The sequence below is a fragment of the Acidimicrobiales bacterium genome (assembly GCA_025455885.1).
Classification (GTDB): domain Bacteria; phylum Actinomycetota; class Acidimicrobiia; order Acidimicrobiales; family Acidimicrobilacustridaceae; genus Rhabdothermincola_A.
In genome coordinates, this window is sequence record JALOLR010000001.1 from 9441 (window position 1) to 33618 (window position 24178).

Consider the following 24178-nt stretch of genomic DNA (forward strand, 5'->3'; position numbering starts at 1 on the left):
CTGAACACTCAACAGTTCGGGAAAAGGGGGGCTACTTGGCGTTGTCGAGCATGCGGCGGGCGATGACCTTCAGGCACAGGGTCTCGTCGGCCCCCTCGAAGATCGACAGCACCCGGGCGTCGACGAAGTACCGGCTCACCGCGTACTCCTCGGCGTAGCCGAAGCCGCCGTGGATCTGCATCGCCTCGCGCGTCACCCACTCGGCGGCCTTGCAGACGTAGGCCTTCACCATCGACGCCTCGAGCTGGCCCTGGCCCCGGGCCATCAGCCTCGCCACCTCGTAGCCGAACTGCCGGCCGGCCTGGATGAGCACGACCATCCGGCCGAGCTTGGCCCGGGTGAGCTGGTAGTCGGCGATGGGGTGTCCGAACACCACTCGGTCCAGGGCGTACTGGTGGGCGTCCTCGTAGGCGGCCTGCATCACCCCGACGGCCCGGGCGGCGGTCTGGAGGCGGCCGTTCTCGAAGCCGGCCATCTGGTAGTAGAAGCCCTTCCCCAGCCCGTCGTCCCCGCCGACCTGGTTGGCGGCCGAGACGAACCAGTCCTCGAGGGCGATCTCGTAGGAGTGCATGCCCCGGTAGCCGATCGTGTCGATCGCCCGCCCCTCCATCGTCCCTCCGCCGGCCGCACCGCCGTCGGCGCCGGCCTCCTGCACGAACGAGAACCCGTGTCCCTCCCCGCGGGGCTTGGGCACCACGAACATCGACAGGCCCCGGTGGGTCTTCGACTTGTCGGGGTCGGTGCGGGCCAGGAACATCAGGGCGTCGGCGCGGGCACCGAACGTGCACCAGGTCTTCACCCCGTTGAGCAGCCAACCCCCCTCGGTGGGGGTGGCGCTGCACGTCACGCCGGCGACGTCGGAGCCGTAGTCGGGTTCGGTGACGGCGACGGCGGCCATGACCTCGGCCGACGCCAGCTTCGGCAGCCAGTGCGCCTTCTGCTCCTCGGTCCCGCCGGCCAGCAGGGCGCGGGTGAGGATCTCGGGACGGGTGATGAGCGAGCCCCCCGCCCCGAGCGAGGCCCGCGACAGCTCCTCGGTGGCGACGACCATCCCGATGTACTCGCTCTCCCCGCCCTCGCTGAACCCGTCGTACTCGACGGGCACGCTGAGACCGAACCCGCCCATCTCGGCCAGGCCCTGGATCAGGTCCTCGGGGATGTCGGCGTTGTGGCGGTGGATGTGCTCGGCGACCGGGGCGATCTTCTCGGTGGCGAAGCGACGGAACGTGTCCTGCACCATCTCGAAGTCGCCGTCGAGGTGACGGGGACCGGGAGCGTCGGCCAACGCCGCCAGGAACTCCGGCGCCCGGTAGGCGGCCACGAAGGCACGGGTCGCGTCGAGCACGCCGGGCTCGACACCCCACTCGGCCTCGCGCCCGAACAGCTTGGGGGCCAGCTCGGCCACGGCGTCGGCGACGTAGGCGCAGGCGATACGGGCCTCGAGCTCACCGTTGGTGCCGTAGGCGAGCATGGCCCGGCCGGTCTCGACGGTGGCGGCGGCATGGGCCAGGTCGTACGTCAGCACCTGGTGGGCGTCGGGATCGCCGAGCTCGGCGAGTCGTGTGGTGCAGGCGGCGACGATGCCGTGGGCGGTGTCGATGACGGCAGCGGCGGCGGTGAGATCCGGTTCGGTCACGGTCATGAGCTGAGGTTACCTACCGGTAGCTTCTGTCACGAGATCGAGCCCGGGCCCGCCGCGGGCCCGCGACGAGGAGAGACCCATGACCGTGATCGACCGTCCCTTCGGCCGCCACTTCGAGGACTTCGAGGTGGGCGACGTCTACCGCCACTGGCCCGGCAAGACCATCACCGAGGCCGACGACCACCTCTTCTGCATGATCACGATGAACCACCACCCGACGCACACCAACAACTGGTACGCGGAGAACGAGTCGCCGATGGGTCGTCCCCTGGTCGTCGGCAACCTCGTCTACTCCCTCGTCCTGGGCATGAGCGTGCCCGACGTCAGCGGGGCGGCCATCGCCAACCTCGAGGTGGAGAGCCTCAAGCACGCCAAGCCGACCTTCCACGGCGACACCATCTACGCCGTCACCCGCGTGCTCGACAAGAAGGAGACCTCCGACGGGCGACGGGGCATCGTGACCGTCGAGACGAAGGGGATCAACCAGCGCCGCGAGGAGGTCTGCGAGTTCCGTCGCCGGGTCATGGTGTGGCGGCGCGAGTTCGCCCCCGAGCGGGGCCTGCCCTACGGCGACGACGTCTTCGCCGCCGACGAGGGGTAGCGCCGGGCCGCCGCGGTCCGCGGTCTCCCGGGCCGCGCACCGACTCCGTCGTGGCACACTCCCGGCCATGTCCGACGAGCGGATCCCGCGCGCCGCGGCCGAGGGCTTCGACCGGGGCGCCGACGTCTACGAGGCGTCGCGCCCGTCGTACCCGGCTGACGCCGTCGCCCGGATCGAGTCCGTCGCCGGCCTCGGCCCGGGACGCACCGTCGTCGACCTCGCGGCGGGAACCGGCAAGCTCACCCGGCTCCTCCTCGGCTCGGGTGCGGAGGTCGTCGCCGTGGAGCCGTTGGCGGAGATGCGCAGGGTGCTGGTCGAGGCCTGCGGCGGACGGGTCGAGGTGCTCGACGGCGTCGCCGAGGACATCCCGCTCGACGACGCCTCGGCCGACGCCGTCATCGTGGCCCAGGCGTTCCACTGGTTCGAGCCCCGGGCGGCGCTCGCCGAGATGGCGCGGGTCCTGCGGCCCGGGGGGACGCTCGTCCTGGTGTGGAACACCCGTGACCGCTCCCACGACTGGGTGGAGCGCTTCGGCGACCTGCTGGCCGAGACGGTCGACGATCGACCCTACGACAGCTACTACGAGGTCGACTACGCCGGGGTGGTCGCCGCGTCGGGCGCGTTCGGGGACGTGGACCTGTGGGAGACCACCTGGTCCCAAACCTTCGACGCCGAGCTGCTGGTCGCCCGGGCCGCCTCGGTCAGCGTGGTCGCGGCGTTGGACGACGACGATCGGGCGCGGGTGCTCGACCGGGTCCGCCGCCTCGCCGCCACTCACCCGGACCTGGCCGGCCGGTCGACCTTCCCCTTCCCGTACACGACCCGGGTCTACACCTGTCGGCGACGGTGAGCCCGACGCCCCGCACCGGGGTCGCCTCCGGGCCTGCACTCCTCGAGTGGTGGGCCGAGGCCCGGAGGGACCTCCCGTGGCGACGCACCCGCGATCCCTGGGCGGTCCTGGTGAGCGAGGTGATGCTCCAACAGACCCAGGTCGAGCGGGTGGTGCCTCGGTGGCACCGCTTCCTCGAACGCTTCCCCGACGAGTCCCGGTGCGCGAGCGCCGGAGTGGGCGCCGTGGTCGAGGAGTGGGCGGGCCTCGGCTACAACCGCCGGGCCGTCAGCCTGCACCGGTGTGCACAGGCCGTGGTCGACGACCACGGGGGTCGCTTCCCCGGCGACCTCGAGGCGCTCCTCGACCTCCCCGGTGTCGGTCCGTACACCGCACGGGCGGTGCTCGCGTTCGCGTTCGAGCGTGACGTGGCGGTCGTCGACACGAACGTCGGGCGGATCCTGGCGCGCCACGGCGGCGAGCCGCTCGGCCCGAGACGTGCCCAGGCCGCGGCCGACGCCCTGGTACCCGAAGGGGAGGGGTGGGCCTGGAACCAGGCCCTGCTCGATCTCGGCGCGACGGTGTGCCGCAAGCAGCGCCCCGACTGCGATCGGTGCCCGCTGGCGGCCTCGTGCGCCTGGCACGGGGCCGGTCGTCCCGACCCCGATCCCGCCGTCGGCTCGCACGGCGTCAGCCGATCCCAGAGCCGCTTCGAGGGCTCGTTCCGCCAGGGTCGGGCCCGGCTCCTCGACGCGCTGCGGGCCGGTGGCGTGCTCGCCCCCGGGGAGTGGCGCTCGGCGTGCGGCTGGGAACGGGAGGGCTCGGCCTGGGACGCCGACGACGCCCGCCGGGCGGCCGAGGCCCTCGTCGCCGAGGGCCTGGCCGTCGTGACCTCGACCGGGCACCTCGCCCTCGCCCGCTGACCGGCCCCCTGCCGGGGCGGTCAGCCGGTCGTCAGGGCGGCGACGATCTCGTCGACGGCGTCGTCGGCGAGGGCCCGGATCTCGTCGTCGGTGCGGTCCTGGATGGGGTGCGGGACGAACACGCGGGCCGGGTCGGCGCCGAGCGCCGTGGACTGGGCGGTCGCCGCGTCGACGAACTCCGTCGACGCCACGAAGACGCCGACCACCCCTCGTGACTCCAGATCCACGATGTCGTGCACACTGCACGACGTGCAGCTCCCTCAGTCGGCGAGCGCCTCGATGACCACCTCGCACTGCACGGCGATCTCCTGGCGCAGGTCGACCGGGGCGGGCTTGGTGAACGTGGGCTTGGCGAACCGGGTGATCACCGCTCCCCGTCGGGTGAGCTGCTCCTCGAGGCGGTCGAGGAAGACGTCGCCGCGCGCCTTGGTGATGTCGAGCAGCGCGACGCGGCGGCCGTCGATCGACGGGATGCGGGGCATGCGCTCACGCCGGGCGGGCGCGAACTCACCGGTCGGGTCGAGCACGGTCAGGCTCTCTCGGTTCACGGACGCACCTCCACGGTGACGGGGTCGCTGCCGACGGCTCCGGAGGCCCAGGACCCGATGATGGCACTGAACATGCCCGCCCCGCCGCCGGCGTAGGTGATGGTGAGGCCGCCGTCGCGGAACTTGGGGAGCTTGAGGCCGGCCCACTTCGGGTCGAGGCCCATCTCGAGCCCGTCCACCCCCTCGAGGAGGGGGTCGGTGTCGAGCATGAGGACCTCCTTCAGCTCGTCGAGGAGGCGCTGCTTGTCCCAGCCCGCCTCGGCGAACACCCGGCCGTGCTCGGGGCTGACCACCAACATGGCGTCGAAGGCGACCACCACCCGCGGGTGGGTGACCCCGGCCAGGCAGGCGGCGAAGGAGCGGGCCAGCGACTCGGGGGTCCGGGACGTCTGGTCGGCCATGCCCCGCACCCCCTCGGCGGCGAAGAGCGTGACCGCTGAACGCCCCTCGGGCACGCCCCGGTCGGTGGCCAGCGACGTCCACGGCGAGCCGTCCTCGTCCTCGGCGAAGCAGAACGTGTACTTCCCGGGGTTCCCGAGCGTCGCCCGGTCGATCCCCCCGGGGCGGCCGCCCCCGACGTTGCGGATCACCAACTGGAGGGCACGGCCGATGGTGGCGTTGGCCCGGTTCCCCTGGCCGAGGGCGTTCACGCCGCTGTTCATGCCGATGGCCCGGGTGACGGGTCCGTTGACGACCACGAGCGGACCGGCGAACCACGTCGTGGCCAGGAGCCCGTGGATGTTGAACTCGTCGGTGCACGCCGCTTCGACGGCGGCGAGGACGACCGGCAGGTACTCGGGCTTGCAGCCCGCCATCACCGCGTTGACGGCCACCTTCTCGACGGTGCACTCGACGAGGTCGGGGGGCACGACGGCCACGACCTCGGACGGGTCGCGGCTCGTGCCGTCGAGCATGCGCAGCACCCGTTCGGGGGTCGGTGGCACCACCGGGAGGCCGTCGGTGAACCCACGGTCGAACAGCGACTCCATCTCGTCGTCGAGCGGTGAGATCTCGATGCGACGCGACCGCAACCGGGCGCCTTCGTGGCGCACCCGGAGCCGGTCGCGGATCGACGGCTCCTCGGTGAGCGAGCCGCAGCCGGGTCGCTGCTCCGGGAGCCCGGGTGCGAGGTCGGCCACGCCCGTGAGGTGCTCCCACTCCCGTCGTGACCAGCCTTCGGTACGACCCTCGTCGGCCCCGCCCACGCGGCGAACCAGGGTCGGCACGGTGGCCACGCCCAGCACCCAGGAGGTGTCGAGGTCGCGGTCGATGACGACGCCCGGGAGGTGGGCGAAGGGCTCTGCGTCGTCCTGCACCACGACGGTCAGCCCCCCGGCGGCGCCCAGCTGCTCGAGCGCCGGCACGACCAGGAGGCACGTCGGGCAGTCGCGTTTCACGACGGCGATCAGCCCGTCGTCGGGCAGTTCGGTCCCGACGGTCTCGATCCGGTGCACCCCGCCCCCCGACATGGTCGGTGACGCTACCCTCTGCGGTCGGTGACGGTCCGTGTCACTTGGTGTTCACACGGCCGTCACCGTGGATTAGTGTCGGGGCGTTGCAGGAGTCGGAGTGGGGGCCGGACTTGGACGTCACCTTCTACGGAGTGCGAGGTTCGACCCCGTGTTCCTGCGACGCGAACCGTCGCTACGGCGGCAACACGTCGAGCGTCGTCCTCCGCTCGGACGACGCCGACCCGATCCTGCTCGACCTCGGCACCGGCCTGCGCTTCTTCGGCATCGACCAGACGTGTGACGAGCCGCTGCGGGCCCATGCCCTCGTCAGCCACCTGCACTGGGACCACGTCCAGGGCCTGCCGTTCTGCGAGCCGCTCCTGTGCCCCGGCAGCGAGCTCGTCGTCCACGGCCCCGCCGACGGGGGGCGCGGCTTCGGCGAGGCGTTCGACGCGCTGATGGTGCCCCCGTTCTTCCCGGTGCAGGCCCGGGAGATGTCCGCGGCCATCCACTTCGTCACCGTCACCGCCGAGCGCTTCGAGGTGGCCGGTGCGAAGGTCACCGCGGCGCGGGTGCCCCACACCGGCGACACGCTCGGCTACCGGGTCGAGCGCGACGGGGTCGTGGTGGTCTACGTGAGCGACCACCAACAGCCCGGCGACAACCCCTGGTTCGTCGAGCCGGCGGTGCTCGAGCTGTGCGACGGCGCCGACCTGTTGATCCACGACGCCCAGTACACGACCGAGGAGTTCGCGTCGCGGGCCGACTGGGGCCACTGCACCGTCGACTACGCGGTGCACGTCGCCGCCGAGGCGGGGGCGCGGGCGCTGGCGCTGTTCCACCACGACCCCTCCCACGACGACGAACGCATCGACACGCTGTCCCTCGACGCGGCCGAGCTCGGATCCGAGCGGGGGGTCGACGTCGTCTTCGCTGCCGCCGACGGCCTCTCCTTCGCGGTCGAGCCGTCCCGCGTGCGGGCCTAAGCTCCACCGTTCGTGAGCGACCAGAGCCGACCAGCGTTCGATTCCGCCAAGTACCGCCAGGTGCTCGGTCACTTCCCGACCGGGGTGACCGTCATCACCTCCATGCACGAGGGGGCACCGGTGGGGATGGCGATCGGCTCGTTCGCCTCGCTGTCCCTCGAGCCCCCTCAGGTGCTCTTCTGCGCTGGCAGCCACTCGAGCACCTGGCCGAAGGTCCGGGCCAACGGCTCGTTCTGCGTGAACATCCTCGCCGAGGACCAGGAGGACGTCTGCCGGGTCTTCGCCTCCAAGGCCCCCGACAAGTTCGCGGAGATCGGGTGGAAGCGCTCCGGCAACGGTTCCCCGGTCATCGACGGCGTGCTGGCCTACATCGACTGCGGGATCGAGAACGTCGTCGACTCGGGTGACCACGCCATCGTCATCGGCGCGGTGCAGGACCTCGACGTGCGCCACGAGGGCGGGCCGTTGCTGTTCTTCCGTGGCGGCTACGGCCGCTACACGATGTAGCCGGGGCGCCGGTGCCGGTCTACGCCCTCGGAGACCTCGAGCCCCGCATCGACCCGACCGCGTTCGTCCATCCCGACGCGGTGGTGATCGGCGACGTCGAGATCGGCCCCGAGTCGAGCATCTGGCCGGGCACCGTCCTGCGGGGTGACAACGGCTCGATCCGCATCGGGGCCCGGTCGTCGATCCAGGACGGGAGCGTGGTGCACTGCATCCCGATCCTGCCCACCACGGTGGGCGACAACTGCGTGATCGGCCACATCGTCCACCTCGAGGGCTGCACGGTCGAGGACGCCGCGTTGGTGGGCAACGGCTCGGTGGTGCTGCACCGGGCGATCATCCGGACGGGATCGCTGGTCGGCTCGAACGCCGTCGTCCCCGACGGCATGGAGGTCCCGACCGGGATGATGGCCCTCGGTGTGCCGGCCCGGCTCCGGGAGGGGTCCGGCAAGCTCGACTTCATCCTGCACTCGGCCGACGACTACGTGAAGAAGGGCCAGCGCTACCGACGCGAGCTGCGCCGCCTCGACTGACGTCGCTCAGGAGAGACCCGACTGGAGCCACGCGAACGGCCCCCAGTCGATGTTGCGGACGACCCAGAACCCCGAGATCGTCGCCACCAGCGCCCAGGTCATCCAGGCGCGCCACTGGAAGGCCGGCCCGGCTCGCGTGGCTCGGCCGCTCGAGCGCAGCGCGCTCCGCAGGGCCCACCACAGCAGCACCGGCACGGCGAGCACGAACAGCAGGTTCTGGTCGAGAGCGCCGACGGGGTCGGCGTTGAACAGCGCGTGCAACGCCCGGGTGATGCCGCAGCCCGGGCAGTCGAGCCCGGTGATCGTCCGGAACGGACAGGCCGGGAACAGCGTCGAGGTGTTGGGGTCGTTGATCGCCACGTACGCGCATCCGGCCAGGCCGACCACCGCCAGGCCCCCGACCTTCCACCAGACGGGGCGGGTCGGCGCGACGACGGACGGGCCGGCACCGGCCAGCAGGGCCCGGTCGTCGTCGACCGCGGGTGGGGGAGGCGGAGCCACCCCGCCAGTGTAGGACGGGGCGGTCCTCGCCGGTTCGAGCCGTGCCGGGCCGCGTAGGGTCACGAGATGGAACTCGGACGGGTCGGCATCTGGCAGTACCAACTCGATCTCGTGCCTTCGGCCAGGAGCCAGGAGCTCGCTGCGGAGGTCGAGGCGCTCGGCTACGGCGCGATCTGGATCCCGGAGGCGGTGGGGCGGGAGGCCTTCACCAGCGCCACGCTCCTGCTCTCGGGAACCGAGCGGATCGTCGTGGCCACCGGGATCGCCTCCATCTGGGCTCGTGACGCCCTGTGCGCCAACTCGGCGCTCCAGACCGTGACCGAGGCCTTCCCCGAGCGCTTCCTCCTCGGCCTCGGCGTCAGCCACCAGGTGATGGTCGAGGGCATGCGGGGTCACGACTACACGAAGCCGTACTCGACGATGAAGACCTACCTCGACCAGATGGACGCCGGCCTGTTCGCCGCCGTCGCCCCGTCGACCCCGGCGCGGCGGGTGCTGGCCGCCCTGGGCCCGAAGATGCTGCGCCTCGCCGCCGAGCGGACCGACGGCGCCCACCCCTACTTCGTGCCGGTGGAGCACACCGCGTTCGCCCGCGAGACCATGGGTGAGGGCCCCCTGCTCTGCGTCGAGCAGGCGGTGGTCCTGGAGGCCGACCCCGACGTCGCCCGCCGGATCGCCCGCGCCCACATGTCGACGTACCTGACCCTGCCCAACTACACGAACAACCTGAAGCGGTGCGGCTTCACCGACGCCGACATCGCCGACGGGGGCACCGATCGCCTGGTCGACGCCATCGTGGCCTGGGGGGACGAGGAGGCCGTCGCCGCCCGGGTGGCCGCCCACCACGACGCCGGGGCCGACCACGTGTGCATCCAGGTGCTGCCCGCCGAGTCCACCGCCGCCCCGGTGGACGAGTGGCGCCGACTCGCCCCTGCGCTCCTCGGCTGACCGGAAGGACTGAAGTGGCCGGTCCGCGGTGCCGATCACCTCTCCGAGGGAGCCGGCACGCGCACCGGCCCGGGGAGGAGACGACGTGCGACGACTTCTGCTGACGATCGGGATCGTGGCGGCGCTGGGGGTGGTGGCCTCGGCCTGCCAGGCGCCGACCCGACTGGAGGTCGACGCGGTCGTCCCGGGCCTCGACCGACCGTGGGACGTCGCCTTCGTGCCGAACGGCCCGATGATGGTGACCGAGCGCAGCGGGCCGGTGAACGTCGTCCGCTTCGACGGCAGCCACTACGAGGTCGCCCGCCCGGCTGACGTCGTCGCCCAGTCCGAGGGCGGGATGATGGGGCTGGCGGTCGATCCCGCGTTCGCGACCAACCGCCGCGTCTACACCTGCTTCATGTCGAACGCCGGCGGTGCGCTCGACGTGCGCGTCGTGCGGTGGCGCCTCAACGAGGCGCTCACCGCGCTCACCTCGCGGGCCGACATCGTCACCGGCATCCCGGTCAACACGAGCGGCCAGGCCGGGCGCCACTCGGGCTGTCGCACCCGCTTCGGCCCCGACGGCTTCCTGTGGGTCACCACCGGTGATGCGGCCATGGCCACCGTCCCCCAGGACCGCACCTCCCTCGGAGGCAAGGTCCTGCGGGTGGACACGAACGGCAACGGCGCCCCGGGGAACCCGGGTGGGACCCTCGATCCGCGCATCTACTCCTTCGGGCACCGCAACCCGCAGGGGATCTCGTTCCGGCCGAGCGACCGTCTGCCGGTGGTGGTCGAGCACGGCACCGGGTGCGACGACGAGGTGAACGGACTCCGGGCGGGGGGCAACTACGGCTGGGACCCGCGCCGCCTCGACGGTGGTCCGGGCTACGACGAGAGCCGCCCGATGACCGACACCGTCCGCCACCCCGGGGCGATCCCCGCGCTGTGGCGGTCGGGCTGTCCGACCATCGCGCCGTCGGGCGCGACGTTCCTCGACGGTCCCCAGTGGCAGCTGTGGGGGAACGGTCTGGCGATGGCCGTGCTGAAGGGGCAACAGCTGCGGGTCATGAAGCTCGACAACCCCGATGCCTCGGCCAGCCAGGAGTGGACGCGGCTCACCGACCAGGGACGGCTGCGGGTGGCGGTGCAGGGCCCGGACGGGAACCTGTACGTGGCCACCGACGCCTCCCCGGGGCGGATCCTGCGGGTCGTCCCGCGGTACGACTGAGAATTCCCGGCGAGGCCCGGGAAAATCCGTCCGGGCGGGATGGTCGGGGCCGAGGGGTTTGTTACTATCGCCGTAGGAGAAATCCCCCCACCGTCGCCTCCGGCAAGGAGTTCCCATGGCCACCACCGACCTCGACCTCGATCTCGGCCGCTACAAGCTCGGGTGGAGCGACGCCGAGGACTACGTCTTCAAGCCCAAGCGGGGCCTGAACGAGGACATCATCCGCGAGATGTCGTGGATGAAGGGCGAGCCGGACTGGATGCGCGACATCCGCCTGAAGAGCTACCAGCACTTCGAGCGGCGCCCGATGCCGAACTGGGGCGGCGACATGTCGGAGATCTTCTTCGACGAGATCTTCTACTACATCAAGCCCACCGACCATCAGGTCGACGCCTGGGACGAGCTCCCCGACTCGGTGAAGCAGACCTACGAAAAGCTCGGCATCCCCGAGGCGGAGCGCAAGTACCTGGCCGGCGTGACGGCGCAGTACGAGTCCGAGGTCGTGTACCACAAGAACCGTGAGGACCTCGAGGCCCAGGGCGTCATCTTCACCGACATGGACACGGCCCTGCGCGAGCACCCCGAGATCGTGCGGGCCTACTTCGGGACCGTCATCCCGAAGAACGACAACAAGTTCGCGGCGCTGAACACCGCCGTCTGGTCCGGCGGCTCGTTCATCTACGTCCCGCCCGGGGTCAGCGTCGAGATGCCGCTGCAGGCCTACTTCCGGATCAACGCCGAGAACATGGGCCAGTTCGAGCGCACGCTGATCATCGCCGACGAGGGCAGCCAGGTGCACTACATCGAGGGCTGCTCGGCGCCGGTGTACACCACCGACTCGCTGCACTCCGCGGTCGTCGAGATCGTCGTGAAGCCCAGCGCCCGGGTGACCTACACGACCATCCAGAACTGGTCCAACAACGTGTTCAACCTGGTCACCAAGCGGGCCCGGGTCGAGACCGAGGGCCACATGGAGTGGATCGACGGCAACATCGGCAGTCGACTGACCATGAAGTACCCGGCGGTCTACATGGTCGGTCCGAAGGCGTCCGGCGAGGTGCTGTCCGTGGCCTACGCCGGACCGGGCCAGCACCAGGACGCCGGGGCCAAGATGGTCCACGCCGCCCCCGAGACGACGTCCAAGATCGTCTCGAAGTCCATCTCGAAGGACGGCGGCCGCACCTCCTACCGAGGCCTGGTCCGGGTCGAGGACGACGCCTACGGCTGCAAGAGCCATGTCCAGTGCGACGCCCTCATCCTCGACGACGAGTCGGTCTCCGACACGTTCCCGTACATGGAGGTCGGTTCCCGCGACGCCGTCGTCGGCCACGAGGCCACGGTGTCCAAGGTGGCCGACGAGCAGCTCTTCTACCTGATGAGCCGAGGGCTCTCCGAGGAGCAGGCCATGGGCATGGTGGTCAACGGCTTCATCGAGCCGGTGACCCGCACCCTCCCGATGGAGTACGCCGTCGAGTGGAGTCGCCTGATCGAGCTCCAGATGGAGGGCTCGGTCGGCTGAGCCGGCCGAGCTCCACTCGCTCCGATGCCGATGCGCGAGGAGTGCAAGCAGTTCGAGAGCCGCACCTACGCCACCGGTGAGACGGTGCGCAAGTGCAACCTCGATCTCGCCCCCGAGGCGCCGTGGCGCTGCCCCGAGAACTGTCCCGAGTACGCGCCCCGACTGGTCGACGTCGACTGGAAGCACGGCACGCTGGTCACTCCGGCGACGCCCGACGAGCCGCAGGGGGAGGGGATCGCCGAGCTGCTCGACGCCGCCGAGGACATCGTCAACGCCGCCGGACCCGACATCCTGGCCGAGGTCGAGGCGGAGCGGCGTCGTGCCGAGGGGGGCGGGCTGATGGCCCGCATGCGCCGTCGCTTCGGCCGCGGGAGCTGACCGGTCGCGTTCGCCGGCCTCCCGGCGCACGCCCCCGGCTGCGGGTGTCCGGAATTTCTCCTACGGCGATAGTGTGAATTCGTCCGAGTCCGCCGGCGCCGATCGCGCCGCCCCACCCGAGGTGGTCGCCCTGAACAGCCCGACGCCCGCCACCGTCCCCGCCCTCGGTGGCCCCGCCTGGCTCGAGGACCGCCGTCGGCAGGCCGCCGAGGCGGCCGCCGACCGAGGCCTGCCGAGCACCGACGAGGAGGTCTGGCGCTACAGCCGCATCGCCGACCTGGACCTCGACGAATGGCCGCTGGCCACCGAGCGCCCCCCGGGCGCGCTCCCGGCCGGCGTGGCGGAGATCCTCGCCGCCCTGCCCGACCGGGCCGCCACCGTCGTGGTGCGCAACGGGTTCGTGGTCCACGCCGAGACCGATCCGACCTGGGCGGCCGAGGGGCTCTACGCCGGGCCGCTGGTCGACGGGCCCGACCCCGAGGGCGCGCTGGGCGCCACCTCCGACGTGCCGACCGACCTCTTCCACGGGCTCAACGACGCCTACGCCGCCGAGCCCGTCCTCGTCGCCGCGCCGCGCGGCCTGACCGTCGACGCCCCTGTGATCGTCGTCGACTGGGTCGACGCGGCGCAGGCTGCCGTCTACCCCCGCCTGGTGGTCCGCCTCGGCGAGGACGCCGACCTGCGCGTCCTCGCCTGGCAGGGCTCGGCCGACGTGGCCGCCTTCGTGGCGCCGGTCGTCGAGCTCGACGTCGCCCGTGCCGCCCGTCTGGGCTACACCGAGGTGCAGGACCGCGGCGGGCGGCTGTGGCAGATCACCTCCCAGGTGAGCCGGGTCGAGGCCGACGCCACCCTCACCGCCTCCCACGCCGGGCTGGGCGGGGAGTACGCCCGGGTGCGCACCGACTGCCGCCTCGTCGGACGGGGGGCGACCGGCAACCTCCACGCCGTGTACTTCGGCGAGGGCGACCAGACCCTCGACTTCCGCACCTTCCAGGACCACGGTGCCCCCGACACGACCTCCAACCTGTTGTTCAAGGGGGTCGTCGGCGACCGGTCCCGCTCGGTCTACACGGGCCTCATCAAGGTCGAGAAGGACGCCCGGGGGACCAACGCCTTCCAGACCAACCGCAACATCAAGCTCTCCGCCGAGGCCTGGGCCGAGTCGGTGCCCAACCTCGAGATCGAGAACAACGACGTGCACTGCAGCCACGCCTCGACCGTCGGGCCCATCGACGAGGAGCAGCGCTTCTACCTCGAGAGCCGGGGCGTGCCCACCGAGATCGCCGAGCGCCTCATCGTGGCCGGCTTCTTCGACGAGGTCACCGACCAGCTCCCGGTCCCGGCGGCCCGCCCCCTCGTCGAGCGGCTCATCGAGGCTCGTCTCGACCGGCGGGAGCAGCCATGAGCCTGGAACGCATCTGCGCCGTCACCGACGTCCCCGACGGCGAGGCCCGCCGCTTCGACCTCGGCCGGGTCCGCCTGGCCGTGGTGCGCATCGGCGGCGACTTCTACGCCATCGGCGACCGCTGCACCCACCAGGACATCTCCCTCTCGGAGGGGGAGGTCCACGTCGACAGCCTCGAGCTGGAGTGCTGGAAGCACGGGAGCTGCTTCTCGCTCGTCGACGGCGAGCCGTCGTCGCTCCCGGCCACCAAGGCCACGCCCACCTACACCGTCGCCGTCGACGGCGACGACCTCTTCGTGGAGATCGACTGACATGGCCGAACTGCGCATCCAGGGCCTGACCGCCGAGGTCGAGGGCCGCCCCATCCTGAACGGCATCGACCTCGTCGTCGCCTCCGGCGAGGTCCACGCCGTGATGGGCCCCAACGGCTCGGGCAAGTCCACCCTGTCGCACGTGCTCATGGGCAAGCCCGGGTACGAGGTCACGGGCGGCTCGGTCACCCTTGACGGCGTCGAGCTGCTCGACCTGCCCACCTGGCGGCGGGCTCAGGCCGGCCTCTTCCTGGCGATGCAGTACCCGGTCGAGGTGCCCGGCGTGAGCCTCGAGGACGTGCTCGCCGAGGCGTTCGCGGCCCACGGGCGCGACGTCACCGTCGTCCCCACCGAGATCGCTGCGGAAGCCGAGCGCATCGGCTTCGCCGAGCGGCTCCACACCCGGGCGCTCAACGTCGACCTCTCCGGCGGCGAGAAGAAGCGCAACGAGACCCTCCAGCTCGCCGTCCTGCGCCCTCGCTTCGCGGTGCTCGACGAGCTCGACTCCGGTCTCGATGTGGACGCGCTGCGGGCCTGCGCCCGCCGGGTGGAGGCGGCGACGCACGACACGGACCTCGGTGTCCTCGCCATCACCCACTACAAGCGCCTGCTCGACGAGCTGAAGCCCGACGTCGTGCACGTGCTGTCGAAGGGCCGCATCGTGGCGACGGGCGGTCCGGAGCTGGCCGACGAGCTCGAGCTGAGCGGCTACGCCTCCTACGCCGAGGAGGAGAAGGTCGCCGTCACGGCCACCCCCCGCACGCTCGACCCGTCGATGCACCCCGGCGCCGGCGGACCGGGTGGGATGTTCGGCGACCCGATGTCCGATCCGTTCGCCGACCCGCTCGCCTGAGGACGCACCCGTGCCCGACGAGCTGCTCACCCCCGCGGATCTCCAGCAGGCGCTCGCCGACCTGCCGTCGTGGACGGTGGAGGGCGGTCGCCTGCACCGCGAGCTCCGGTTCGCCGACTTCTCCGAGGCCTTCGGGTTCATGGCTCGCGTGGCCCTCGCCGCCGAGAAGCTCGACCACCACCCCGACTGGTCGAACAGCTGGAACCGCGTCGTGATCGACATCGCCAGCCACGATGCAGGCGGTCTCACCGCCCGCTGTGTCGAGCTGGCTCGTCGGGTCGACCGCGCCGCCCCGGGGTACGCCGGCTGAGCCGCGGCCGCTGAAACGGCCCCGGTGGATGCTCGTGAGGTCGATCGCGTCGTCCCCTAACCTCCCGGTGTGGCAACCGTGGAGCCGTTCGGAGTGACGCGTCCGACGCCGGTGGGACCGTGGACACGTTCGCACCGTCGTCGCCCGGCTGCCGACGTCGGGTCGGTGGGGGAGGCCTGATCCCGTGGGGCGGAGGCTGACCCTCGCAGCCGCTGGGCTCGGGACCGGCCTGGCCGCGACCTACGCCCTGTTGCAGCATCTCGGTCGGACCTCGGGGTCCACCAGGGAGGAGAGGTCCGCGCCGCTGCCCGGTGACGACATCGTCGGCCGTCCCCACCTGGTGACCGACCACGCGGTCACCATCGACGCCGCGCCGTCGGAGGTGTGGCCCTGGCTGGTGCAGATGGGGTGGCACCGGGCGGGCTGGTACACCGCTCGATGGGTCGACCTCCTGCTCTTCCCGGCCAACGAGGCCTCGGCCGACCGGATCCACGCCGAATGGCAGGACCTCGCGGTCGGCGACCGCGTCCTCGACGGCGACCCGTCGACCGAGTGCTGGTTCGTCGTGGAGGAGCTCGAGCCCTCCCGCCACCTGGTCCTGCACTCGACCTCGCACCTCCCGCCCGATGTGCGCGACGCCCTCGGCGCAGCCATCGACTGGTCGTGGGTCTTCGTGCTGCATGACCTCGGCGACGGCCGTACCCGCTTCCACTTCCGCACCCGGGCGAGGTTGGCTCCGTGGTGGCTCGCGGTCGCGTACGTCGTTGGGCTCGTGCCGGCCGACCACCTGATGGCGACGCAGATGCTGCGAGGCGTGGCGAGGAGGGCCGAGGGGCGCCACGTGGCGCAGACCTCGACCATCGCCAGCCGGACGCTGCTCGCTCTCCGGGACCCGGACGACGCGCCCGCTCCGACCTGACGACTAGGACCCGGTGGCCTCGTCGAGGCCCTGGGCGAGGGTGTTCCAGGCCAGGGTGGCGCACTTGATCCGGACCGGGAACTTCACGACCCCACGCAGCGCCTCGAGGTCGCCGAGCTTCACGTCGGCGATCTCGGTGTCGTCGGCGCCCTCGGCGTCCTCCGTGGCGTCGTCGCCCCCTTCGAGCGAGCTCTCGTGGATCGACATCATCGCCTTGAACGCTCTCGAGAGGTCCTCGATCTCCGCCACGGTCCGGCCCTTGACGGCCTGGGACATCATCGACGCCGACGACTGGCTGATCGAGCAGCCCTGGCCGGCGATGCGGATGTCGTCGACCCTCCCGTCGTCGCCCACCTCGAGGTAGATCACGATCTCGTCGCCGCACAGCGGGTTGAACCCCTCGACCCGGTGGGCGGGAGGGACCTCGAGCTCGCCCCGGTTCCGGGGGTTGCGATAGTGGTCGAGGATGATCTCGCGGTACAGGTCTTCGAGGCCGGGCATCGGCGGGGAACTCCAGGCAGAGGGACGGTGGATCAGGGTAGGCGTCGGCACCGCCGCTCGCGGCGGACCGAGGACGGTCAGATGGTGAAGAAGGACCCCGTGGCGTCGAGGGCGTCGCACAGCGCGTCGATGTCGGCGGTGTCGTTGTAGACGTACACCGACGCCCTGGCCGTGGCGCCCACCCCGAGCAGGCGCATGAGCGGCTTGGCGCAGTGGTGGCCGGCCCTGACGCACACGGCGTGCTGGTCGAGCACCTGGCTCACGTCGTGGGGGTGCAGGTCGCGGTACGCGAAGCTGAACACCCCGCCTCGCTCGGAGGGGTCGGACGGGCCGTGCACCACGAGGTCGTCGCCGAAGCGGGTGGCGAACGCGTCGAGGGCGTAGTGGGTGAGGGCCAGCTCGTGAGCCCGCACCGCCTCCATCCCCAGCGCCTCGAGGTAGTCGACCGCCGCGCCGAGGCCGATGATCTCGGCGATCGGCGGGGTGCCCGCTTCGAACTTCCAGGGCAGGTCGTTCGTCGTGAACCCGTCGAGGCGGACGTCGCGGATCATCTCGCCACCGCCGAGGAAGGGCGGCATCTCGTCGAGGAGGGCTTCGCGGCCCCACAGCACGCCCACGCCGGTGGGTCCGAGCATCTTGTGGCCCGAGAACGCGACGACGTCGGCGCCCATGGCGGCGACGTCGGTGGGCAGGTGGGGCACCGACTGGCAGGCGTCGACGACGCTGAGGGCCCCTGCCCGGCGGGCGGCGTCGGTGAGCAGCGCGACGGGGTTGATCGTGCCGAGCACGTTCGACATCGCCGTCACGGCGAGGACCTTGGCGTCCGTGAGCAGCGCGTCGAGGTCGGTGAGGTCGAGACGACCCTGCTCGTCGAGCGGGATCCAGCGCAGCTCGACGCCCTTCTCGGCGGCGAGCATCTGCCAGGGCACGATGTTGGCGTGGTGCTCCATGTGGGTGAGCACCACGACGTCGCCCTCGGTGAGGTTGGCGCGACCCCAGGCCTGGGCGACGAGGTTCAGCGACTCGGTGGCGTTCTTGGTGAACACGACCTCGCTGGGGGAGGCCGCGCCGATGAAGCGGGCCACCTTGGCCCGGGCGCCCTCCATGGCGTTGGTGGCCTCTTCGGCGATGCGGTAGACGCCGCGGTGCACGTTGGCGTTGATCGTCCGGTAGTAGGTGTCCATCGTCTCGATGACGACGGTGGGCTTCTGCGACGAGGCGGCCGAGTCGAGGTAGACGATCGGGATCCCGTCGACGTCGCGGGCCAACAGCGGGAAGTCGGCCTTGACCGCCGCGGTGTCGAGCGGGTCGGTGACGGTCAGCGCCATGCGTCGTACCCCTCGACCTCGAGCTTCTCGGCCAGCTCCATGCCACCCGAGGCGACGATACGACCGTCGATGAGCACGTGCACGACGTCGGGCTGCAACTCGGTGAGCAGCCGTTGGTAGTGGGTGATGGCGAGGATCCCCAGGCCGGGTCGTGCGGCCTGGACCTCGCGGACCCCCTTGGCCACGACCCGCAGCGCGTCGATGTCGAGGCCCGAGTCCGTCTCGTCGAGGATCGCCACCTCTGGCTCGAGGATGGCCATCTGGAGGATCTCGTTGCGCTTCTTCTCACCCCCGGAGAAGCCCTCGTTGAGGTACCGGTCGGCGAACGACGGGTCCATGTCGAGGCGTTCCATCCACTCCATGATCGCCAGGCGCAGCTCGAGCATCGACAGGTCGATGCCCTTGCGGGCGCTGAGGGCCTGGCGCAGGAAGTTGAGCACCGAGACGCCGGCGATCTCCTGTGGGTACTGGAAGGCGAGGAACATGCCGGACTTGGCCCGCACGTCGGTGGGCCAGTCGGTGACGTCGTCGCCGTTGAACAGGATGTGCCCGGCCGTGACCTGGTACTCGGGGCTGCCGAGGAGCGTGGAGGCGAGGGTGGACTTTCCCGAGCCGTTCGGGCCCATCAGGGCGTGGACCTCGCCGGCGCCGATGGTGAGGTCGAGGCCCCGGAGGATCTCGCTCGGCTGGTCGGAGGCGGTGCTGACGTGCAGGTCGTCGATGGCGAAGAGTAGGGCGGCCATGGCGCCAGTCTAGGCAGCCGGGTGGATTCGCACTATCCGCGTAGGAGAAATGTCCGGCGGGGTCGGTCGGTCACCAGCCCCGGTCGACCCACTCCTGGAGGTGCGGGCGCTCGGTCCCGATCGTGGTGCGGTCGCCGTGGCCGGGGAGGACGATCAGGTCGGCGGGGAGCGTGAAGAGCCGCCGGTCGATCGATTCGATGATGGTGTCGAAGTCGCTGTGCTCGAAGCTGGTGTTGCCCGGTCCGCCGGGGAACAGGGTGTCGCCGGTGAAGAGGAGCGGGGTGCCCTCGACCCTGAAGCAGATCGAGCCCGGTGTGTGGCCGGGGGTGAGGATCGTGCGCAGCTTCAGGCGACCCACGTCGAACACGGTGTCGTCCTCGAGCAGGTAGTCGTAGCTCGGGAGCATGCCGGCGTCGGCGGCGGTGACCCCCACCTCGTAGCCGGCGTCGCGGATCTCGGGGATGGCCTGGATGTGGTCCCAGTGGCCGTGGGTCTCGACCACGGTGCGCACCTCGAGGGTCCGACACAGCTCGAGGAGCCGGTCGTGCTCGTTGGCGGCGTCGATGAGGAGCGCGTCGCCGGTCTCGGTGCAGCGCAGCACGTAGACGTTGTTGTCGACGGGGCCCACGACCACGTTGTGGAGCTCCCACCCGGTGTCGCTCGACAGCAGTGTCATGCCACGAGTCTCCCACCTCCGCGGTGCGCCGCCACCCCCGGCCGCACGCCCGCCCCCTCACCCCGAACTGTCGAGTCCTCAGCTCGCTCAGGCGATCCCTGGACGCAACAGTTCGCAGAGGTGGGCGCGAGCCGGGGTTGGCGGGGGCTCACTCGGTGGGGGTGGGGACCGGCTCGAGGTCGAGGGCGACGGCGGTGAGGACCTGGCGGGGGTCGAGCGTGAGGTAGCGGACGGGTCGGGGCAGTCGGGCGGCGGCGGCGAGGTGGACGGCGTCGACGACCCGCAGCCCGAAGTCGGCACCGATCTCGGCGGCCCGGGTCAGGCAGCGCTCGTCCACGGGCACCACGTGGAAGGCGTCCCAGTCGGCGTGGAAGGACCGCAGCAGCTCGTCGGCCTGGGCGGGTCCGCCGGCCAGGCGGTGCAGCAGGACCGTCACCTCGCAGCGCAACAGGTCGGACGCCACCCAGACGGGATCGGCCTCCATCGCCGCCAGCACCTCCTCGGTCCGAGGCTCGTCGAGGTAGCGCAGCACCAGCGCGCTGGTGTCGACGGCGAGGGTCATCCCCGCACCTTGCGCAGCTCGCGTTCGGGTCGGGCGTCGACGGGGATCCGGGCCCGGGCCACGGGCCGGTCGTCGGGTCGGACCCGCGGCGGGATCACGGCGCCGACGGCGACGAGCTGGTCGAGGCCGGGGGAGGGGTCGGGCGTGTCGACGGGGCCCAGCCGGGCGACGGGCCGGCCGGAGACGGTGACGACGACCGACTCACCGGCGCCGGCGCGTCGTACCACGGCGGCCAGGTCGGCCCGCAGCTCCCGGATGCCGATCTCCATGTCCCCGAATCTAGCTCCTGGTTGTGTACGCATGTGTACACAACTTGGGTTGCAGGGGCCTGCGAGCGCCGCGTACGGTCCCGGCCATGAACTTCGCATTCTCAGAAGAGCAGGAAGAGCTGCGCTCCATCGTCCGTCAGTTCCTCGAGGCCAAGTCCTCCGAGGCGGCGGTGCGGGAGCAGATGGAGACCGAGCGGGGCTACGACCCCGAGGTCTGGAGCCAGATGGCCGAGCAGCTCGGCCTCCAGAGCCTGATCGTCCCCGAGGAGTTCGGCGGGCAGGGCTTCGGGTTCGTCGAGCTCACGGTGGTGCTCGAGGAGATGGGCCGGGCCCTGCTGTGCGCCCCGTTCTTCTCCACCGTCGTGCTCGCCACGAACACCCTCGTCAACGCCGGGGACGACGACGCCAAGGCGGCGCTGCTGCCCGGCATCGCCTCGGGCGAGACCATCGCCACGCTGGCCTTCACCGAGGCCAACGGCCGGTGGGACGAGTCCGGCATCGAGGCCACCGCCACCCAGGACGGCGGCACCTGGAAGATCACCGGCACCAAGATGTACGTCCTCGACGGCCACGTCGCCGACGTCGTCCTCGTCGCCGCTCGCACCCCTGCCGGGGTGAGCCTGTTCCACGTCCCCGGCGACGCCGCCGGTCTCACCCGCACGGCGCTGTCCACCATGGACCAGACCCGCAAGCAGGCCAAGCTCGAGTTCGACGGCGTCGAGGCCACCCTCATCGGCACCGACGGCGCCGGGTGGGACACGCTGTCCACCGTGCTCGACCTCGCCGCCGTCGGCCTCGCCGCCGAGCAGGTCGGGGGCGCCCAGATGTGCCTCGACATGGCCGTCGAGTACGCCAAGGTGCGCGTGCAGTTCGGCCGGCCGATCGGCTCGTTCCAGGCCATCAAGCACAAGTGCGCCGACATGCTCCTCGAGGTCGAGTCGGCCAAGTCCGCCGCCTACTACGCCGGGTGGTGTGCGTCGGAGATGAACGACGAGCTCCCGTCGGTGGCCTCGCTGGCCAAGGCCTACTGCTCGGACGCCTACTTCCACGCCGCCGCCGAGAACATCCAGATCCACGGCGGCATCGGCTTCACCTGGGAGCATCCCGCCCACCTGTACTTCAAGCGGGCCAAGTCCTCCGAGCTGCTCTTCGGCGATCCCACGTACCACCGGGAGCTGCTGGCCCAGCGCATCGGGATCTGAGCACCGGGCGTCGCCGGCGCCGTCGCCACCGGATCGGGGGCCGCACCGCACCGGTGCGGCCCGCCGCCGTTTTCTCCCTAGTCTGCGCACCGTGGTGATCCTCTTCGTCGTGCTCACGGTGCTGGCCGTCGCGGTGATCGGTCTCGTCGCCCTCGGCCGGCTCACCTACCAGCTCGAGGACGCCGCGCCGACCTCGGTGTACGACGTGGCCGAGGCGGTCGAGTTCGTGGCCGACCGGCTCCCCGACGAGGTCACCGCCGAGCTCAGCTACGACGACGTGCGCTCGATGCTCCTCTGGCACGTCGACTACCTCGAGGACCGGGGGGTGGCCCGCGAGTCCGGCGACGACGTGACCAGCGGGCCGCTCGTGGCCGCCGAGGACGAGGCCCTGGCCTACGTGCTCGGCAAGGCGACGGAGGCCGGCCTCGAGGTCGACGACACCTGGGTCGTGGCGGTGCTCGACGCCTCCAGCGCCTACCTCGAGGCCATCGGCGCCATCGGCGGCCAGGTCCCGGAACCGCCCGATCCCACGACCTGAACTGTTCACACAACTGCCGTGCACCGACCGCTCCTCGCTGGCACACTGAGCGGACCGAGGAAAGGAGGTGGTCCACACGATGAACGACGGTAGATGTGGGACTTCGGAGGTGGCTGGCCGCTAGCGCGGCGAGCTGGGCCGGCTGGTGAAAACCACCAGCCACCGCTGGTCACGGCGGCCGGGAGCTCGTCCCGCCCGGTGCACAACGTCCGACCGGTCAGAATCAGCTGCAACGGGGGAGGGCCACGTGCCCTCCCCCGTTCGCGTGCGCCCTACGATGCGGGTCGCGAGAGGAGCAGCCGACATGGAACGTCCCGGCAAGTTCGCCGAACACCGTTGGGTGGGTGACAAGCGCACCCAGGTCGTCTACGACGTCGACAACCTCACCGAGACCGAGATCATCGACGAGCTGATGGAGGCGGAGACCTTCATCGGGTTCGGGCCCGACACCCTCCCCGAGGCTCGCAACCGTGGCTACAAGCCCTACAAGGGCGACGGCAGCGGCACCGGCGCGTCCGACGAGTGACGACCGACCGACGGGAGTAGGGCCCACGTGGAGGAGCTGTTCACGTCCGGTGGCCTGGCGATCAGCGGCCACCTGGCCCGCCCCCGGATCGCCCCCGGCACCTCGGTGCCCGGCCTGATCATCGCCCACGGCTTCCCCCACGCCAACCAGGGCGGTCGCCTGTCGGCCCGGTCGTTCCCGGAGCTCGCCGAGCGGATCGCCACCGAGATGGGCTGGATGGTGGTGGTGTTCACCTTCCGCGGGTGCGGGGACTCCGAGGGCGACTTCTCGCTGCAGGGATGGCTCGACGACCTCCTCGCCGGGGCCCGCTTCCTGCGGGAGGTCGACGGGGTGCGCGGCGTGTGGGCGGCCGGCTTCGGGACCGGCGGGGCGCTGGCGTTGTGCGCCGCCGCCCGGGACCCCGAGATCCGGGGGGTGGCGGCCATGGGCGCCCCTGCCGACTTCGACGACTGGGCCAGCCACCCGCGTCGGTTGCTCCAGCACGCCCGCGACACCGGGCTGATCCGATCGGCGTCGTTCCCTCCGGCCTTCGACGTGTGGGCGCGTGAGGTGCGCTCCGTGCGGGCCATCGCGGCGATGCCCGACGTCGCGCCCCGGTCGGTGCTGCTCCTGCACGGCTCCGACGACGACCTCGTGCCGGTGTTCGACGCCCGTGTGCTCGCCGACGCGCACGGCGAGGCCGACCTGCGCATCATCGACGGTGGCGGCCACCAGCTGCGCCACGACCCGCGGGCGGTGGCGGTGTTGCTCGGGTGGCTCAACCGGCAGCGGGCGATCACCGTCGAGGAACGCACCGCCTGAGGCGCGCCGCTGACGGCGCGAGCGTCAGTCGGCCTTGCCGCGCCCCCCGGCCTTCTGGGCCTTCTTGAACGCCCGCACCTCGGCGAGGGCCTCGGGCGAGGAGATGTCGGCCACCGAACGCGGCACGTCGTCGCTGAACGGCGCGGCAGCCTCCTCCCACCCGGAGGGTGCACGGCCGAACCGCTTGGCCAGGATGGCCAGGAAGATCCGGGCCTTCTCGTCGCCGTAGCCGGGGAGCTCCCGCAGGCGCCGGTAGATCTCGTCGCCCGAACGGACGCCCTTCCACACCCGGGCGGCGTCGCCGTCGTAGTGGTCGACGAGGAACCGGCACAGCTCGTGGGTGCGGCGGGCCATGGCCGCCGGGTAGCGGTGCAGCGCCGGCTTCTCGACGAAGACCGCCACCAGGTCCTCGGGGTCCATCGTCGCGATGGCCGACGCGTCGAGGGCACCCAGGCGGTCACGCAACGTGAGGGGGCCCTTGAACGCCCATTCCATGGGAACCTGCTGGTCGAGCAGCATCCCGATCAGCAGGGCGAGGGGATCGGTGACGAGGAGCCGGTCGGCCTCGGGGATGCCGGTGACGGGGATCGACGCGGTGGCCATGGCGGTCACGCTATTCGACGGGTGCGGGCCCGCCACCTCCCGCGACGGTCGACCCGGC

At 71.5% G+C, this 24178-nt stretch carries 31 protein-coding genes; 19 read left to right on the forward strand and 12 right to left on the reverse strand.

Annotation, left to right across the window (positions count from 1 at the left end; translation table 11 throughout):
* Positions 1-31: 31 nt before the first annotated feature.
* The gene (locus MUE36_00060) at positions 32-1642 is read right to left on the reverse strand and encodes an acyl-CoA/acyl-ACP dehydrogenase (GenBank protein ID MCU0309323.1); all 1611 of its coding nucleotides are present in this window, start codon (positions 1640-1642) and stop codon (positions 32-34) included.
* 79 nt (positions 1643-1721) lie between these two features.
* On the opposite strand from MUE36_00060, the gene MUE36_00065 reads away from it, so the two are divergent.
* The 3 genes from MUE36_00065 (at position 1722) to MUE36_00075 (ending at position 3995) form a co-directional block, all read left to right on the forward strand.
* Positions 1722-2243 (forward strand): MaoC family dehydratase, encoded by a 522-nt coding sequence (locus tag MUE36_00065; protein ID MCU0309324.1) that lies wholly within the window; start codon positions 1722-1724, stop codon positions 2241-2243.
* Between the two features lie 67 nt (positions 2244-2310).
* Positions 2311-3093: a methyltransferase domain-containing protein gene (locus MUE36_00070; GenBank protein MCU0309325.1), complete on the forward strand. Its 783-nt coding sequence runs from the start codon at positions 2311-2313 to the stop codon at positions 3091-3093.
* Entirely contained in the window at positions 3090-3995 is a 906-nt protein-coding gene (locus tag MUE36_00075; protein ID MCU0309326.1) for an A/G-specific adenine glycosylase, read from the forward strand. The genes MUE36_00070 and MUE36_00075 overlap by 4 nt, the downstream gene beginning before the upstream one ends.
* A 20-nt stretch (positions 3996-4015) precedes the next feature.
* Here the strand turns inward: MUE36_00075 and MUE36_00080 are convergent, their stop codons facing one another.
* From MUE36_00080 to MUE36_00090, 3 genes are read right to left on the reverse strand one after another with little or no spacing between them, the layout of a single operon-like run.
* Positions 4016-4234 carry a hypothetical protein gene (locus MUE36_00080; protein ID MCU0309327.1) on the reverse strand — a complete coding sequence of 73 codons (219 nt, stop codon included), beginning with the start codon at positions 4232-4234 and terminating at the stop codon, positions 4016-4018.
* A gap of 21 nt (positions 4235-4255) precedes the next feature.
* Positions 4256-4543 carry a hypothetical protein gene (locus MUE36_00085; GenBank protein MCU0309328.1) on the reverse strand — a complete coding sequence of 96 codons (288 nt, stop codon included), beginning with the start codon at positions 4541-4543 and terminating at the stop codon, positions 4256-4258.
* Positions 4540-6012 carry a conjugal transfer protein TraF gene (locus MUE36_00090; protein ID MCU0309329.1) on the reverse strand — a complete coding sequence of 491 codons (1473 nt, stop codon included), beginning with the start codon at positions 6010-6012 and terminating at the stop codon, positions 4540-4542. Before MUE36_00090 ends, MUE36_00085 begins: the two co-directional genes overlap by 4 nt.
* A gap of 113 nt (positions 6013-6125) precedes the next feature.
* Here MUE36_00090 and MUE36_00095 point away from each other — a divergent pair, with 113 nt between their 5' ends.
* Genes MUE36_00095 through MUE36_00105 form a run of 3 tightly spaced genes read left to right on the forward strand, consistent with a single transcriptional unit; the run spans position 6126 to position 8017 of the window.
* Entirely contained in the window at positions 6126-6980 is an 855-nt protein-coding gene (locus tag MUE36_00095) for an MBL fold metallo-hydrolase (protein ID MCU0309330.1), read from the forward strand.
* A gap of 12 nt (positions 6981-6992) precedes the next feature.
* A complete protein-coding gene (locus MUE36_00100) occupies positions 6993-7487 on the forward strand; it encodes a flavin reductase family protein (protein ID MCU0309331.1) in 495 nt (164 codons plus the stop codon).
* An 11-nt stretch (positions 7488-7498) separates the two neighbouring features.
* On the forward strand, positions 7499-8017 hold the full coding sequence (locus MUE36_00105) for a gamma carbonic anhydrase family protein (GenBank protein ID MCU0309332.1): 519 nt from the start codon (positions 7499-7501) through the stop codon (positions 8015-8017).
* 6 nt (positions 8018-8023) lie between these two features.
* Here the strand turns inward: MUE36_00105 and MUE36_00110 are convergent, their stop codons facing one another.
* Positions 8024-8518 (reverse strand): DUF2752 domain-containing protein, encoded by a 495-nt coding sequence (locus MUE36_00110; protein ID MCU0309333.1) that lies wholly within the window; start codon positions 8516-8518, stop codon positions 8024-8026.
* A 66-nt stretch (positions 8519-8584) separates the two neighbouring features.
* Here MUE36_00110 and MUE36_00115 point away from each other — a divergent pair, with 66 nt between their 5' ends.
* The 9 genes from MUE36_00115 to MUE36_00155 all read left to right on the forward strand — a co-directional run bounded on the left by MUE36_00115 (position 8585) and on the right by MUE36_00155 (position 16371).
* Positions 8585-9466 (forward strand): LLM class F420-dependent oxidoreductase, encoded by an 882-nt coding sequence (locus tag MUE36_00115; protein MCU0309334.1) that lies wholly within the window; start codon positions 8585-8587, stop codon positions 9464-9466.
* A gap of 85 nt (positions 9467-9551) precedes the next feature.
* Positions 9552-10676, forward strand: coding sequence for a PQQ-dependent sugar dehydrogenase (locus MUE36_00120; protein ID MCU0309335.1), 1125 nt, complete (start codon positions 9552-9554; stop codon positions 10674-10676).
* A gap of 115 nt (positions 10677-10791) precedes the next feature.
* A complete protein-coding gene (sufB, locus tag MUE36_00125; GenBank protein MCU0309336.1) occupies positions 10792-12195 on the forward strand; it encodes a Fe-S cluster assembly protein SufB in 1404 nt (467 codons plus the stop codon).
* Positions 12196-12219: 24 nt separating this feature from the next.
* Positions 12220-12573, forward strand: coding sequence for a hypothetical protein (locus MUE36_00130; GenBank protein MCU0309337.1), 354 nt, complete (start codon positions 12220-12222; stop codon positions 12571-12573).
* Between the two features lie 73 nt (positions 12574-12646).
* A complete protein-coding gene (gene sufD / locus MUE36_00135; protein ID MCU0309338.1) occupies positions 12647-13978 on the forward strand; it encodes a Fe-S cluster assembly protein SufD in 1332 nt (443 codons plus the stop codon).
* The gene (locus MUE36_00140) at positions 13975-14289 is read left to right on the forward strand and encodes a non-heme iron oxygenase ferredoxin subunit (GenBank protein MCU0309339.1); all 315 of its coding nucleotides are present in this window, start codon (positions 13975-13977) and stop codon (positions 14287-14289) included. Before sufD ends, MUE36_00140 begins: the two co-directional genes overlap by 4 nt.
* A 1-nt stretch (position 14290) precedes the next feature.
* Entirely contained in the window at positions 14291-15142 is an 852-nt protein-coding gene (sufC, locus tag MUE36_00145; protein ID MCU0309340.1) for a Fe-S cluster assembly ATPase SufC, read from the forward strand.
* A 10-nt stretch (positions 15143-15152) separates the two neighbouring features.
* Complete coding sequence (locus MUE36_00150; GenBank protein MCU0309341.1) at positions 15153-15452, forward strand: 4a-hydroxytetrahydrobiopterin dehydratase; 300 nt, start codon at positions 15153-15155, stop codon at positions 15450-15452.
* 184 nt (positions 15453-15636) lie between these two features.
* Entirely contained in the window at positions 15637-16371 is a 735-nt protein-coding gene (locus tag MUE36_00155) for a hypothetical protein (protein MCU0309342.1), read from the forward strand.
* Between the two features lie 3 nt (positions 16372-16374).
* On the opposite strand, the gene MUE36_00160 is transcribed toward MUE36_00155, so the two are convergent.
* The 6 genes from MUE36_00160 to MUE36_00185 form a co-directional block, all read right to left on the reverse strand.
* Positions 16375-16872, reverse strand: coding sequence for an SUF system NifU family Fe-S cluster assembly protein (locus MUE36_00160; protein ID MCU0309343.1), 498 nt, complete (start codon positions 16870-16872; stop codon positions 16375-16377).
* Positions 16873-16949: 77 nt separating this feature from the next.
* Positions 16950-18200, reverse strand: a complete 1251-nt coding sequence (locus MUE36_00165) for a SufS family cysteine desulfurase (GenBank protein ID MCU0309344.1) — start codon at positions 18198-18200, stop codon at positions 16950-16952.
* The gene (gene sufC, locus MUE36_00170; GenBank protein MCU0309345.1) at positions 18191-18943 is read right to left on the reverse strand and encodes a Fe-S cluster assembly ATPase SufC; all 753 of its coding nucleotides are present in this window, start codon (positions 18941-18943) and stop codon (positions 18191-18193) included. Before sufC (MUE36_00170) ends, MUE36_00165 begins: the two co-directional genes overlap by 10 nt.
* A 70-nt stretch (positions 18944-19013) precedes the next feature.
* Positions 19014-19619, reverse strand: coding sequence for an MBL fold metallo-hydrolase (locus MUE36_00175; protein ID MCU0309346.1), 606 nt, complete (start codon positions 19617-19619; stop codon positions 19014-19016).
* Positions 19620-19767: 148 nt separating this feature from the next.
* Entirely contained in the window at positions 19768-20181 is a 414-nt protein-coding gene (locus tag MUE36_00180) for a type II toxin-antitoxin system VapC family toxin (GenBank protein MCU0309347.1), read from the reverse strand.
* Positions 20178-20450: a type II toxin-antitoxin system prevent-host-death family antitoxin gene (locus MUE36_00185; GenBank protein MCU0309348.1), complete on the reverse strand. Its 273-nt coding sequence runs from the start codon at positions 20448-20450 to the stop codon at positions 20178-20180. Before MUE36_00185 ends, MUE36_00180 begins: the two co-directional genes overlap by 4 nt.
* Before the next feature lie 86 nt (positions 20451-20536).
* Here MUE36_00185 and MUE36_00190 point away from each other — a divergent pair, with 86 nt between their 5' ends.
* The 4 genes from MUE36_00190 (at position 20537) to MUE36_00205 (ending at position 23517) form a co-directional block, all read left to right on the forward strand.
* Positions 20537-21652 (forward strand): acyl-CoA/acyl-ACP dehydrogenase, encoded by a 1116-nt coding sequence (locus MUE36_00190; protein MCU0309349.1) that lies wholly within the window; start codon positions 20537-20539, stop codon positions 21650-21652.
* A 91-nt stretch (positions 21653-21743) separates the two neighbouring features.
* The gene (locus MUE36_00195; protein ID MCU0309350.1) at positions 21744-22190 is read left to right on the forward strand and encodes a hypothetical protein; all 447 of its coding nucleotides are present in this window, start codon (positions 21744-21746) and stop codon (positions 22188-22190) included.
* A 304-nt stretch (positions 22191-22494) separates the two neighbouring features.
* On the forward strand, positions 22495-22716 hold the full coding sequence (locus tag MUE36_00200) for a hypothetical protein (protein ID MCU0309351.1): 222 nt from the start codon (positions 22495-22497) through the stop codon (positions 22714-22716).
* A 27-nt stretch (positions 22717-22743) separates the two neighbouring features.
* Complete coding sequence (locus tag MUE36_00205) at positions 22744-23517, forward strand: alpha/beta fold hydrolase (GenBank protein ID MCU0309352.1); 774 nt, start codon at positions 22744-22746, stop codon at positions 23515-23517.
* Between the two features lie 24 nt (positions 23518-23541).
* Here MUE36_00205 and MUE36_00210 read toward each other — a convergent pair whose 3' ends face one another.
* Positions 23542-24120, reverse strand: coding sequence for a Fe-S cluster assembly protein HesB (locus MUE36_00210; protein MCU0309353.1), 579 nt, complete (start codon positions 24118-24120; stop codon positions 23542-23544).
* Positions 24121-24178 lie beyond the last annotated feature (58 nt).

Coding starts and splice junctions, on each gene's coding strand:
- MUE36_00060 (MCU0309323.1), bottom strand. CDS start 1,642: ATGACCGTGACCGAACCGGATCTCACCGCCGCCGCTGCCGTCATCGAC.
- MUE36_00065 (MCU0309324.1), top strand. CDS start 1,722: ATGACCGTGATCGACCGTCCCTTCGGCCGCCACTTCGAGGACTTCGAG.
- MUE36_00070 (MCU0309325.1), top strand. CDS start 2,311: ATGTCCGACGAGCGGATCCCGCGCGCCGCGGCCGAGGGCTTCGACCGG.
- MUE36_00090 (MCU0309329.1), bottom strand. CDS start 6,012: ATGTCGGGGGGCGGGGTGCACCGGATCGAGACCGTCGGGACCGAACTG.
- MUE36_00115 (MCU0309334.1), top strand. CDS start 8,585: ATGGAACTCGGACGGGTCGGCATCTGGCAGTACCAACTCGATCTCGTG.
- sufB (MCU0309336.1), top strand. CDS start 10,792: ATGGCCACCACCGACCTCGACCTCGATCTCGGCCGCTACAAGCTCGGG.
- MUE36_00130 (MCU0309337.1), top strand. CDS start 12,220: ATGCCGATGCGCGAGGAGTGCAAGCAGTTCGAGAGCCGCACCTACGCC.
- MUE36_00140 (MCU0309339.1), top strand. CDS start 13,975: ATGAGCCTGGAACGCATCTGCGCCGTCACCGACGTCCCCGACGGCGAG.
- sufC (MCU0309340.1), top strand. CDS start 14,291: ATGGCCGAACTGCGCATCCAGGGCCTGACCGCCGAGGTCGAGGGCCGC.
- MUE36_00160 (MCU0309343.1), bottom strand. CDS start 16,872: ATGCCCGGCCTCGAAGACCTGTACCGCGAGATCATCCTCGACCACTAT.
- MUE36_00165 (MCU0309344.1), bottom strand. CDS start 18,200: ATGGCGCTGACCGTCACCGACCCGCTCGACACCGCGGCGGTCAAGGCC.
- sufC (MCU0309345.1), bottom strand. CDS start 18,943: ATGGCCGCCCTACTCTTCGCCATCGACGACCTGCACGTCAGCACCGCC.
- MUE36_00175 (MCU0309346.1), bottom strand. CDS start 19,619: ATGACACTGCTGTCGAGCGACACCGGGTGGGAGCTCCACAACGTGGTC.
- MUE36_00180 (MCU0309347.1), bottom strand. CDS start 20,181: ATGACCCTCGCCGTCGACACCAGCGCGCTGGTGCTGCGCTACCTCGAC.
- MUE36_00185 (MCU0309348.1), bottom strand. CDS start 20,450: ATGGAGATCGGCATCCGGGAGCTGCGGGCCGACCTGGCCGCCGTGGTA.
- MUE36_00190 (MCU0309349.1), top strand. CDS start 20,537: ATGAACTTCGCATTCTCAGAAGAGCAGGAAGAGCTGCGCTCCATCGTC.
- MUE36_00200 (MCU0309351.1), top strand. CDS start 22,495: ATGGAACGTCCCGGCAAGTTCGCCGAACACCGTTGGGTGGGTGACAAG.
- MUE36_00210 (MCU0309353.1), bottom strand. CDS start 24,120: ATGGCCACCGCGTCGATCCCCGTCACCGGCATCCCCGAGGCCGACCGG.